A 10330-nucleotide genomic window follows, 5' to 3' on the forward strand; every position below is an offset into this window, starting at 1 on the left:
TTTCTACCCAATTTATTGAAATTGTTTATATACATTTGCGTAAACTAATACGCTAATATTATGAATAAAACACGCTACACGCCTGTATTTAACCGCAAAAAACAGTTAAATACAGTAGGCAAAGCACTCATACAAATTGAGTGCTATTTGAACGGTAAGAACAAATATTTTTCTACCCAAATTTATGTTGAGCCGATCTACTGGAACAACAAAACCCGAACAATCAAAACCGATTATCCCAACGCAATCAAACTAAACAAACAAATTGCTGAAACGATTAGGAACTTTGAAAACTTCGAACTGGACAAAATAAATGCTGGGAAGCCTTTTAATTTGGGAATGCTTACGGATTTTTTCAAAGGCGATACCGTAAATTCATTTACTGAATTTATGGAGCAGGAAATTGAGAAAATGAATTTAACCGAGGCAACCAAAAAAAATCACCGTACCACATTGGCAAGGCTAAAGGAGTTCAAGAAAGTAATTTACTTTGAGGACATTACTTTTGAACTATTAAACGATTTTGATGTTTTTTTGCGTAAAATAAAAATCGCTTACAAAGATGCTCCACCCAAAAAGCTAATGCAAAATACAATTTGGAAGTATTTTAAAAATATGAAAACTTACGTAAACCTTGCAATAAACAAGGATTTAATGACAGTGCAACAATATCCTTTTAGAAAATTCAAGGTAAAACAGCAGGATAGCAACAAAGTTTTTTTAACTCCCGAAGAAATAGACCAAATGCAGGATTTAGTCTTAACTGGAGAAAACCAAAAATACCAGTACGTAAAAGATTTATTTATGTACAGCGTTTATACAGGATTGCGTTTTAGCGATGTTTTGAGCATGCAAAAAAGGGAACTGGTGACCATTGGGGGCAATACTTGGCTGATTAAGAAAATGGAAAAGACAGACGAAAACGTGAGAATACCGATCTACACCATTTTTAACGGCAAACCGCTGGAGATAATAAGCAAGTACAACCGTTTCAACACTGTATTTTGTTTTGAACAAATAACGAACCAGTACGCAAACAGGACTTTAAAGACATTAGCGGGGCTTGCAGGGATTAATAAAACAATAACCTTTCACACCGCCCGACACACTACGGCCACCTATTTACTTTACAAGGGCGTGAGTGTAACCACAGTACAAAAAGTATTAGGACACAAGAAACTGGCCACTACCCAAATTTACGGGCATATAATGGACAATACCATAGAAAAGGAATTGACAGCCGTAAACTTTTAAATATTACATTTACTACTATGAAAACTATTTACGAGCATAATCCAACAATAGCAGAAATCATTGATTTAACCGATGGAATGACTAAAGATGAGTATTTATCTCACTGGATGTTTTCGGTAGAACACAGTATACTGGATATTGTTCTTTTGTATGAGTTCCGCAACGATGAAACAACGGCAAAGAAATACAGGCGTTTAATTCCCGAACTTTACCAGCAATGGCAATGGGGATTAGATAATATTTCTTTTCCTTTATAAAACATTCTTTTTTTTGTACCGCTCCAAATGGAGCGGTTTTTTTATGCTAAATTTTACTTTTTTTTGAATAATAAATATTCATAAAGAATAAAATATATTCCTGTTTTCGTTTATTTGCAATACAAATAAACCAAATACGCTAAACCGAATGAGTAAACAAAGTAAAATTACTGTAAAAAGATATTTAGAAACAAAAGTAAAACCAGACTATAAATTTTTAGATAATAAATTACGTTACCCCCTATATTACAGAATAACATACAAGCGAAAAACAACTAATGTAAAAAGTTTTACGGGATTATATCTGTCAAAAGAAGTCTTGCAAAATCTAGAAGAAAACCCAAGTGATTTTGATCAAAAAGTAGTTAATGAATTAGATCAGCTAAAAATAGCTTTGCAGGATATTATAAATAAAAATCCTGATATTGAGATTTTTGACAATGATCTAATACTAAAAATAAAAAATTATTTTGAAGATTTAAATACCAGTCTTTTATATTTAGGATGGATTAAATTTGATTATAACTGCGGAAACGATTTAGACCTAATTGAGAAAAACAATAACGATTTTAATAGTATTTACAGTGAATTTGGCAGTGAAGCCAAATTTTATCAAAATCAATTTTATGGTGTTTTTAATAAACAAAATACTTTGCTAACAAATCTATATTATATAAGAAAAATAACGGGTTTTAATCTTGAAACATATATACATAAGGAAACATTAAAAGTTTGGTATGTAATTAGTTTGATACTAACGGAATTTAATAAACCAAATAGATTTATTGATTTCTTTATTAATTATGATTTAAAAAAATTGGTTAAATCAAATAAAAAACAAAATTATCCAGTAACAAGTAACGAAATTGATTATATATGCAAAACACTGATATACAATCACATAAATAAAAATATAAGAGAAGCCAACTAAACGTTGGTTTTTTTTATCAAAAAAGTTTGGTACTTACAAAACATTTTCAATATGTTTGCATAAATAAACAGAAAGAATTTTTTTTACAAAAAATGTTTTGTAATTACCAAACTTTTAAAACGACACAAAATGAACATTCAAGAAATCAAAAACCAATTACCATTTGGAGCGTTAAGAGATATTGCAAAATTAAGTGGTGTACATTATGCTACAGTGCAAAGTTTTTTAGCAGGAAATGAAACAAAGGAAGACTTAAAACTAATGCGTGTAACGGCTCAATACTTAAAAGAGTACAAGGAAGCCAAAACCAGCGCAATGCAGGAACTCCAAGCCGTTGCAAGCGCATAACCATTGAAGCAATGGAACGGTTAGAGTTTACAACCAATTGGAATAACAAACTCGATTGCAAATGTTTTTCGACTATCAGGGTTTACAATCCTAGAAAACATTACAAAGACAATCAATTTGAAATTTACCTACAGCGCAAATACAAGGGTCAAGTCGTTGTACTGGGAGTTATAAAAACCTATTTAGAAAAACTAAACGATTACGTGTGTTATTTGGATACTGGTTACAGCAAAGCCGAAACGGTGGAAATGCTACAAAAAATGTATAAAAGCAAAAATATAGATTTCAAAAAACAGCAAATCACAATACTGCTTTTACAGAAAATAGAGCCTTTAAAGTACACACAACAATCATTATTTACACATCAAAATGAAGCAAAAACATAAAGCAAAGAACAAAAAGACCTCATTTACAAAATTTAAAAATGCTGTACAAAAAGGAAGTCGTCAAAGTGTTTCCGCACCAAGAAGACAAAGAGGCTAATTATTTAAAAACCGTTTAAACAGTATTTAAACACTATGACAAATCAAGATATATTATTTGCAAGTCTAATGGGCGCAAGAGCATTCAAAACCGTTGAAAGATTAGGTTTTGTTCAAGATGATTTAATACAAAAAGGATTGCCCAGTATTCCATATTTAAACACAAACCAGCCCGTTGATAGAATAGACGAAAAGAAACAATACTTTCCTCTTTCCTTTTCTTTTACCGAAAACGGTACTAAATGGACTTTCCCTTTTGAACCAATGATAAATATTACATCAGGGAATAGCATAGTTAAACGAAATGTGTCCAAACAAGGGAATAAACTAACAGGGACAATAAAAGAGAGTTGGAGTAGGAAAGACTTTGACATCACTGTAACGGGTGTTTTGATTGGAAGTATCATGCAGGGAAAGCCCGAAGATTGTTTTCCAAAAGAACATTTTATTGAGCTGTTTAATTTTTTGAAGCACTCAAAAGAAATATATGTGTACTGCCATCCTTTGGAATTATTAGGAATAACGAAAGTAGTTGTTGAGGATTATAGTTTCCCATTCACTAAAGGAGAAAATGTACAAGCTTATGAGTTAAAACTAATCAGCGATTTTTCATACAGTTTATTAGTTCTTGAAAAACCCAAAGTTGACAATAATCCAAACGAACCAATTATACTTTAACCAAATACGCTAATGAAACACTGGAGTGATTTTTTAGAAAACCGAACCCACGCCACAAAAAGGCTGGGAAAGTTGGCAAATGCTTTGACATTTGAAGTTCAAAACAAAGAATTAGAACTACAAAACGCCAAATCTAATTTGGAACGTTTTGAAACTCAAATCTGCAATAAAATTGCTGGCAATTACTCCAGCGAATGTGAATTTGAAAACGCAATCTTAAGCGCAAAACATAAAGCTGATTTATGGAATAACACCCCAATAGACAGCCATAAACCACACACCGTAAAACAATAATTAAAAACCAAATACGCAAAAATGAAAACATTACCGATTACAGAATACAATCCGAAAGCATTAAAGGAAATCAGCGAACATTTAGAGTTTAGCGAGTATTCAAACAGCCCAGTTATCCAAAAAATTACTTATGTGAATTACGTTGACATAACACATGATTTAGTAACAATTTTAGATGCTATCGAAGTCATTGGCTATCAAGGAAACAAACAAGATTTAGGCACTTGTGCGGGGCTGGCTGAAATTGCAAAAAAGATGCTTCCACGTAAAGAAATGGAGTTTTTGGATAGTTTACTAATCAAAGCAGAAAATGACAAAAACGAATTTTTAAAAATTGAAAATCTATAAAAATGAGTACAGATATAGCACTACCGCAAATCAATTTTAAACATACCATTGTTACAGACATAGAACTAATCAACGGTAAAAAAACACAAGTCATTACAATATTTAATAGTTGTGAAATAAACTTCGAAGAAATGGCAATAGGGATAAGTACCGCTTTAGAACGCCAATCCCGATTTTATAATAATATAAAATCAACACAACACACCTTTTGCAGTATCAAAGAAAAAGGATTAAATGAGATTGCTAAATATCATAAGCAGGAGTTTAAACCGAATAACAATAAATTCAATTAACAATGAAAGCAATATTTAAAACTGAAAAGGTATTGATCCATAACGAAAATATGGACTTTACAGGCAAACAAATAAGAGTTAAACTGTTTGGAAAAACAGTATTAACCTATCAATCAAAAAACAAATTAAATACTATAGAATTATGCAAATAGAAGACATTGAAGCAATGCTAAACGACTTTAATCAAGATATGATTGATGCGTTTAAAACCAATCAAGAAGACTTTAAAGCCTTAACCGTTCAAAAGGTTTTTGAAATTTTAGGAAAAAGGAAAATGGATGCTAATCTAGCCAAAACAAAAGACTTTTGGGAGCGTGTACAGTCAAATATGCAATTATTCCTTTCAAGGGTTATTGATGAAATAGACAACAAATTGCAAGCCGATTTTACAGACAAAGAAAGAATTGATTACTTCTTTGATTACCTAGACAAAAACACTGATTCCTAAAAAACTAACTATAAAAAATAAAAATTATGACTTTTAAAAAAATATTGATAGAAAAAAACGAGGGTGCAATTAATAGCGAATTACACCAGTTACAAGCCAAAAAGGAGTATTTCCAAAACTATGTTAACAAAGTCATTGCACTGGGAATAAGTTTAGACGAAAACGATTTGGCAGGTATGTTTGAAAATCCAAAAGCCTACATAACCGAAAAACTCACCGCTGGCGAAAATATGCAAGTCGGAAATTTAAAACTGAACAAAGAAAAGCTTTTTGACTTAATTGAAAAGCCAGCGGGAACAATCGAACTTATTCAAAGCATTGAAAAAGATTTACAAGACAAAGGCACTAGGGAGTTTCATATTTGGCACGTTGGCTGTTTCAAGATTATTGAAAATTTGGTAGTTGTAACCCCCGAACATTTAGAACACATTAACACTCGATTTTCATTGTTTATTGAAAACGAAAACCAAAAACAGGCTTATGAAAAACTACAGGGAATTACCAAACTGATTAATGAAATTAACGAACTGGACGGGCAAAAGATAAGTTTGAATACTGAATTAGATGATCTAATAAAAAAATCGGACAACGGTTTTGTAGTAAATGCCAAAGCAATACAATCCTTTAAATAAACTCTAAAAATCATTATATGGAAAGCGGAATAGCAGTTATCACAGTACCATTGACAGAATGGCAAGAGCTTAAAAGCCAAATGGGAAGTATTGCCAAAAGTTTACTAGACATAAAGAACCAAGGACAAAAAGAGTTTTTAAGTCCAAAAGAAGCAATGGAAATGCTAAAATGCAGTAGGAACACACTGCAAAGCTACATTGATAAAGGCTTTTTTAATGTTACCAAAATGAAAGCGGAAAAGTATAGCAAAGTAATAATCAAGCGTGCGGACATAGATTATTTTATTCAAAGCAGGGCATAAAAAAACCCCTCGTAAGGGGTTTCTATACTGTAGCTAAAACCAAACACGCTAATATTAAATTTTAGCACTCCGCAAATATATAAAATGATCGACAATATAACAATGGTAAAGCGGACTTTATCAGAGATTGAGAAAAAGAGTGTTATAAAAGCCAGCCGTTTAGTGTCTAATTCACTAAACGGCTTAATCTATTATGATAACCGAACTACCAAAAATTTTACTGGGGGTTTGTTTATAAAGATTGATTCAAGCAATAGATTAAAAATAACGGGAAGTTTACACAAATACTTTTCCTATTTAGAGAGTGGCCGTTTAACAAATTTTGACAGCTTCACGATGAACGATGTAAAAGCCACGTTTGAAAAACTGATCTTAAACACTGGAATGAACCCCGACAAAGTAGAAATAACCTTTTTTGAAATAGGGCTAAACTTAAAATTCAGTTTTGATGTGAAAATGATTTTAGAGAAAGTGCATAGTATTGGAAAAATGGAAAAAATATTTCTAGTTGAGCCAAAATTTAAAGATGATCGGCAAATAACTACAGGAACGCACCGAGATTTTAGAATACACTTTAAAATGTATGATAAAATATTTGAAATGAAAGACAACAGACAGAAAGAAAGGGATTTTCCACACCATATACTAAGAATTGAAACGGTACACAGGAGAGTTGAAAAAACATTACTGACTGACTTTATTTCTGATGCTAATTTAGTGATCCTACAAAATGAGTTTTTCAATCAGTGGGACAAACTTAATTTTTATAATGATATAGATGCACCAAAAGGCACACAGCGGAGCAAAATAGATTTGATACGTAATATTATATACAATGGTAAAAACGAGGTTTTAAAGCAATACAAAAGCCAATTTGAAAACAACGTACTCACAAAACGACAATTCTATTCAGTCAGGGAATTTATAGAGAATTGGGAAGCAATACGACACGAATTTGACATTAAAAGCAGTAAAATAGTACCGTTTTGGAAAGATGCTTATGATTTTGAAAAACAGTTAGTTAGCTTAAAATTAAAAATGAATTGATATTTATTGATAATATAAAAGGATTGAATAGCCCTTTTACAAAAAGTTACACTTTTGTAACTCGTGTAAAAAACTAATAGTCAGGAACTTAAATCAAAAATGAATATATAATGATATTTATTGATAAAAATAACAAAACAAATGGCACACGTAAAGTCCCATTATTTTTTTATGGAAGCTTGTCTTAAACTTCCTTTAGGAAGCAAGCCCCATCATTATTGAGTTTATATAATGGTTTAAGACAATACACAAGTGTAACTATTAAAAGATTATAGATAATAACAAAAAAAGGTCGAAATAAGCCTTAAAAAGAACCATTCAAACGGAATCATTCAAAAAACACCCTTATTAGAGTAATAAACCCAAAATCATACCCAATAATGAAAAATCCAAGCCCTAAAAAGGAGTATTTGCATTTAAAAAAGGTCGGATTAACAAAGTGAAGTACACCCGAACTGATAATTTTTTACTGGGGCATCTAAAAAATAATTCGGCTAAAATGAAAGCAAAAAAGAGCAAAAACCACCCTTAGCAAAAACAGCGAAATTTTAAATCCCAAAATGTATTTTACTACCATTTTACTACTACCCTATTTCAGAAAATTTCAAAACCACCCATAATGAGAAAAACTAAAAAAAAGCTTCCCGAACCAAAACAAAGAAACTCTTATACACTGGATGAAAAAGCCAAAGCAAAAAAATACTATTTGATTGGCTTGTCATTGGTAGAAGTTGGAAAAATAACGGATACACCATTTAGAACGGTTGAAAAATGGTATATAGCCGAAAACTGGAAAAGCCAAAGGGAAATAATCCCAATAAAAACAAAAGCAAATGAGTTGTTTAATTCGGGAATGAGTTACAAAGAAATTGCCGTAACGCTGGGAAAACATCAAAGTACAATTTCACGATATTTAAAAACAGTCCGAAATGAAACCGACAAATAAAGAATTTAAAAAAACAGCCATCAAAGGATTACTTTTGACAGTTGACGGCAAAGCGTGGCATAAGTCCGCAAAACGTGAAATTACAGCCACAGCAAACGGCAAAGTAAGGTTTAACGGCAAAATGTACGATTTGCAAAAGTTAATCGATTTTAGCCAATCAAATACAGCCAAAAGCGAATCAAAGCCCAATCGACCTATTAAAAAAGGCTTTTCAATACGTGAACTTCAAAAGCAAGGCTTTAGAAAAACTAAAATAAGCGGTTTGTATATCACAAATACGGGACTTTGCTTTAATTCCATTTCAAAAAGGAATTTGGCTATTACAAAGGGCAAAATCACTATAAACTGTAAGACTTACAACATAGCAAAGATAATTTTGGAAACATTTTGTAAAATTCCGATCCGTAGCGGTCAAATAAGCTTTAAAAATGGCAATGACAAAGATTTTTCCTTTGAAAATTTAGAGTACACAAGCACTATAAAACAACCGCCACCAGTTGCCACCGACTTAATAAAGTGCATAAGGTTATACTTTGAAGTGGATAAAACCCTAAACAAAAAAAGTTTGATGACTAAATACTATTTGTATGAAATTGTTAAAATGCGAGGTTTTAACTTAAACTACAAAGGCATTGATTTTGATTTGTTTATTGAGTACCTAAAAACAGATTACTTTATTTTATCAAATAATCAAAAAACGGTTTTTGACAAATTCGGCTATACAGCCACCAACGGCAAAAATGCAATCAATAAATATTTGAATTTATTGGTTAGAGAATGTTTACTGGATTTTGAAAATGGAATATTAGAGATTAAGGACTTTTTAAAACCACCACCAACGAAAACACAAAAATTAAGGGACTTGCAAAAGTCAGTTGATGAAATGGGGTTAAAAGTCAAAATACCTTTGAGAAAACCAAGTATAAAAGAAACCTTTAATAAGTTTTTAAAGCAAACTAAAATTTAAAATGAAAAACCAAAATCAAATTAACGGTGTTCAGATAAACAAACTGAAAAGATACAAGCTTATTAAAGAACTGTACCAAAAATCAGTACAAGAACATCCCTATACACCAACCACAAAAATACTGGAACTTTACATTTGTCCAATTTACCCAATTTCACGCACAACTTTATACGAGATTCTTTGTACTCCAGTAACTAAATTATTGGCAGAATATGAGGCAAAAAAACAAAACCAATGAAAGGAAAAGAACTATTTTACAGCTACACACAAAAAAGAGATTACACAGGGAGTAAAACCGATGAATACGCCCAACTATTGCAAACAATAATGTTTCACATTGGTGATGAAATATTTGATTTGCTTGAAAAAGCAGAAAGCGAGGGCAAAAAATTAAAAGTTTTAGACCTTACCGAAAATGGCAAAATTTTAAGGGATGAAATACAGGTAAAGGATATTGTTTTTGTTTAGATTTTAGTTGAAATAGTCTGTATAGGACTTGAAACAATCAACACAAAGCACTAATAATCAATAGTTTATTTATATAGAATTAAGTGGTGGTAGAAAACGGGTAGAAATATGAGGCTTTTTTTAATGTTTTTAGATCTTTTAAAAAAGTCAAAAAAAGGTGTCCTATTTTATTTTTAAGGCGTTTTAAACCTTGCCCAAAAATTTAAAATATGGAAACATTAAACGTTATCAACGATCTATTAAGTACTTTAATCATTTGTCTAAAACTTACAATAGGAATAAAAGAAATTCTATTAAAGAAACATAAAAAAAGAAAAATTAACCGATATACGGAGCTATTCGTTGGGACTGATCCAGTGATCCAATGCGTGCCGATCTGTTGGTGCTTTTCGCCGGAACTGATCTACCGATCCAATGCGTGCCGATCTGCTGGGGCTTTTCGCCGGAACTGATCTACCGATCCAATGGGAACCGATCTGCTGGGGCTTTTCGCCGGAACTGATCTACTGATCCAATGGGAACCGATCTACTGGGGCTTTTCGCCGGAACTGATCTACTGATCCAACGGGAACCGATCTGCAGGGGCTTTTCGCCGGAACTGATCTACCGATCCAATGCGTGCCGATCTGTTGGGG

17 protein-coding genes are annotated in these 10330 nt (G+C 31.9%); all 17 read left to right on the forward strand.

Annotated features, from left to right (window positions below; genetic code table 11):
- Positions 1-60 precede the first annotated feature (60 nt).
- Positions 61-1254, forward strand: a complete 1194-nt coding sequence (locus ABEG11_RS09905; RefSeq protein ID WP_348824008.1) for a tyrosine-type recombinase/integrase — start codon at positions 61-63, stop codon at positions 1252-1254.
- A 17-nt stretch (positions 1255-1271) separates the two neighbouring features.
- The gene (locus tag ABEG11_RS09910) at positions 1272-1511 is read left to right on the forward strand and encodes a hypothetical protein (RefSeq protein WP_348824009.1); all 240 of its coding nucleotides are present in this window, start codon (positions 1272-1274) and stop codon (positions 1509-1511) included.
- 148 nt (positions 1512-1659) lie between these two features.
- Positions 1660-2442 carry a hypothetical protein gene (locus ABEG11_RS09915; RefSeq protein WP_348824010.1) on the forward strand — a complete coding sequence of 261 codons (783 nt, stop codon included), beginning with the start codon at positions 1660-1662 and terminating at the stop codon, positions 2440-2442.
- Positions 2443-2571: 129 nt separating this feature from the next.
- Entirely contained in the window at positions 2572-2790 is a 219-nt protein-coding gene (locus ABEG11_RS09920; RefSeq protein WP_348824011.1) for a hypothetical protein, read from the forward strand.
- An 11-nt stretch (positions 2791-2801) separates the two neighbouring features.
- Positions 2802-3176: a hypothetical protein gene (locus ABEG11_RS09925; protein WP_348824012.1), complete on the forward strand. Its 375-nt coding sequence runs from the start codon at positions 2802-2804 to the stop codon at positions 3174-3176.
- A 132-nt stretch (positions 3177-3308) separates the two neighbouring features.
- Positions 3309-3950 carry a DUF6046 domain-containing protein gene (locus ABEG11_RS09930; RefSeq protein WP_348824013.1) on the forward strand — a complete coding sequence of 214 codons (642 nt, stop codon included), beginning with the start codon at positions 3309-3311 and terminating at the stop codon, positions 3948-3950.
- Between the two features lie 12 nt (positions 3951-3962).
- Positions 3963-4244 carry a hypothetical protein gene (locus ABEG11_RS09935; protein WP_348824014.1) on the forward strand — a complete coding sequence of 94 codons (282 nt, stop codon included), beginning with the start codon at positions 3963-3965 and terminating at the stop codon, positions 4242-4244.
- Between the two features lie 21 nt (positions 4245-4265).
- Entirely contained in the window at positions 4266-4592 is a 327-nt protein-coding gene (locus ABEG11_RS09940; RefSeq protein WP_348824015.1) for a hypothetical protein, read from the forward strand.
- A gap of 2 nt (positions 4593-4594) precedes the next feature.
- A complete protein-coding gene (locus tag ABEG11_RS09945) occupies positions 4595-4885 on the forward strand; it encodes a hypothetical protein (RefSeq protein WP_348824016.1) in 291 nt (96 codons plus the stop codon).
- A gap of 142 nt (positions 4886-5027) precedes the next feature.
- On the forward strand, positions 5028-5333 hold the full coding sequence (locus ABEG11_RS09950) for a hypothetical protein (RefSeq protein WP_348824017.1): 306 nt from the start codon (positions 5028-5030) through the stop codon (positions 5331-5333).
- 26 nt (positions 5334-5359) lie between these two features.
- A complete protein-coding gene (locus ABEG11_RS09955) occupies positions 5360-5965 on the forward strand; it encodes a hypothetical protein (protein ID WP_348824018.1) in 606 nt (201 codons plus the stop codon).
- A 17-nt stretch (positions 5966-5982) separates the two neighbouring features.
- Positions 5983-6267: a helix-turn-helix domain-containing protein gene (locus ABEG11_RS09960; protein WP_348824019.1), complete on the forward strand. Its 285-nt coding sequence runs from the start codon at positions 5983-5985 to the stop codon at positions 6265-6267.
- Positions 6268-6351: 84 nt separating this feature from the next.
- Positions 6352-7314, forward strand: coding sequence for a hypothetical protein (locus tag ABEG11_RS09965; protein WP_348824020.1), 963 nt, complete (start codon positions 6352-6354; stop codon positions 7312-7314).
- Between the two features lie 619 nt (positions 7315-7933).
- Positions 7934-8260 (forward strand): helix-turn-helix domain-containing protein, encoded by a 327-nt coding sequence (locus ABEG11_RS09970; protein ID WP_348824021.1) that lies wholly within the window; start codon positions 7934-7936, stop codon positions 8258-8260.
- Complete coding sequence (locus tag ABEG11_RS09975) at positions 8244-9227, forward strand: hypothetical protein (RefSeq protein ID WP_348824022.1); 984 nt, start codon at positions 8244-8246, stop codon at positions 9225-9227. Before ABEG11_RS09970 ends, ABEG11_RS09975 begins: the two co-directional genes overlap by 17 nt.
- Position 9228: 1 nt before the next feature.
- The gene (locus tag ABEG11_RS09980) at positions 9229-9465 is read left to right on the forward strand and encodes a hypothetical protein (RefSeq protein WP_348824023.1); all 237 of its coding nucleotides are present in this window, start codon (positions 9229-9231) and stop codon (positions 9463-9465) included.
- On the forward strand, positions 9462-9695 hold the full coding sequence (locus ABEG11_RS09985; RefSeq protein WP_348824024.1) for a hypothetical protein: 234 nt from the start codon (positions 9462-9464) through the stop codon (positions 9693-9695). Before ABEG11_RS09980 ends, ABEG11_RS09985 begins: the two co-directional genes overlap by 4 nt.
- The last annotated feature ends 635 nt before the right edge of the window (positions 9696-10330 follow it).

The organism is Flavobacterium aestuarii, assembly GCF_040049115.1.
Taxonomy (GTDB): Bacteria; Bacteroidota; Bacteroidia; order Flavobacteriales; family Flavobacteriaceae; genus Flavobacterium; species Flavobacterium aestuarii.

Bases quoted from the DNA above. Each gene is read 5' to 3' on its own strand.
- ABEG11_RS09905 (WP_348824008.1), top strand. From the start codon at position 61: ATGAATAAAACACGCTACACGCCTGTATTTAACCGCAAAAAACAGTTA.
- ABEG11_RS09910 (WP_348824009.1), top strand. From the start codon at position 1,272: ATGAAAACTATTTACGAGCATAATCCAACAATAGCAGAAATCATTGAT.
- ABEG11_RS09915 (WP_348824010.1), top strand. From the start codon at position 1,660: ATGAGTAAACAAAGTAAAATTACTGTAAAAAGATATTTAGAAACAAAA.
- ABEG11_RS09920 (WP_348824011.1), top strand. From the start codon at position 2,572: ATGAACATTCAAGAAATCAAAAACCAATTACCATTTGGAGCGTTAAGA.
- ABEG11_RS09925 (WP_348824012.1), top strand. From the start codon at position 2,802: ATGGAACGGTTAGAGTTTACAACCAATTGGAATAACAAACTCGATTGC.
- ABEG11_RS09930 (WP_348824013.1), top strand. From the start codon at position 3,309: ATGACAAATCAAGATATATTATTTGCAAGTCTAATGGGCGCAAGAGCA.
- ABEG11_RS09935 (WP_348824014.1), top strand. From the start codon at position 3,963: ATGAAACACTGGAGTGATTTTTTAGAAAACCGAACCCACGCCACAAAA.
- ABEG11_RS09940 (WP_348824015.1), top strand. From the start codon at position 4,266: ATGAAAACATTACCGATTACAGAATACAATCCGAAAGCATTAAAGGAA.
- ABEG11_RS09945 (WP_348824016.1), top strand. From the start codon at position 4,595: ATGAGTACAGATATAGCACTACCGCAAATCAATTTTAAACATACCATT.
- ABEG11_RS09950 (WP_348824017.1), top strand. From the start codon at position 5,028: ATGCAAATAGAAGACATTGAAGCAATGCTAAACGACTTTAATCAAGAT.
- ABEG11_RS09955 (WP_348824018.1), top strand. From the start codon at position 5,360: ATGACTTTTAAAAAAATATTGATAGAAAAAAACGAGGGTGCAATTAAT.
- ABEG11_RS09960 (WP_348824019.1), top strand. From the start codon at position 5,983: ATGGAAAGCGGAATAGCAGTTATCACAGTACCATTGACAGAATGGCAA.
- ABEG11_RS09965 (WP_348824020.1), top strand. From the start codon at position 6,352: ATGATCGACAATATAACAATGGTAAAGCGGACTTTATCAGAGATTGAG.
- ABEG11_RS09970 (WP_348824021.1), top strand. From the start codon at position 7,934: ATGAGAAAAACTAAAAAAAAGCTTCCCGAACCAAAACAAAGAAACTCT.
- ABEG11_RS09975 (WP_348824022.1), top strand. From the start codon at position 8,244: ATGAAACCGACAAATAAAGAATTTAAAAAAACAGCCATCAAAGGATTA.
- ABEG11_RS09980 (WP_348824023.1), top strand. From the start codon at position 9,229: ATGAAAAACCAAAATCAAATTAACGGTGTTCAGATAAACAAACTGAAA.
- ABEG11_RS09985 (WP_348824024.1), top strand. From the start codon at position 9,462: ATGAAAGGAAAAGAACTATTTTACAGCTACACACAAAAAAGAGATTAC.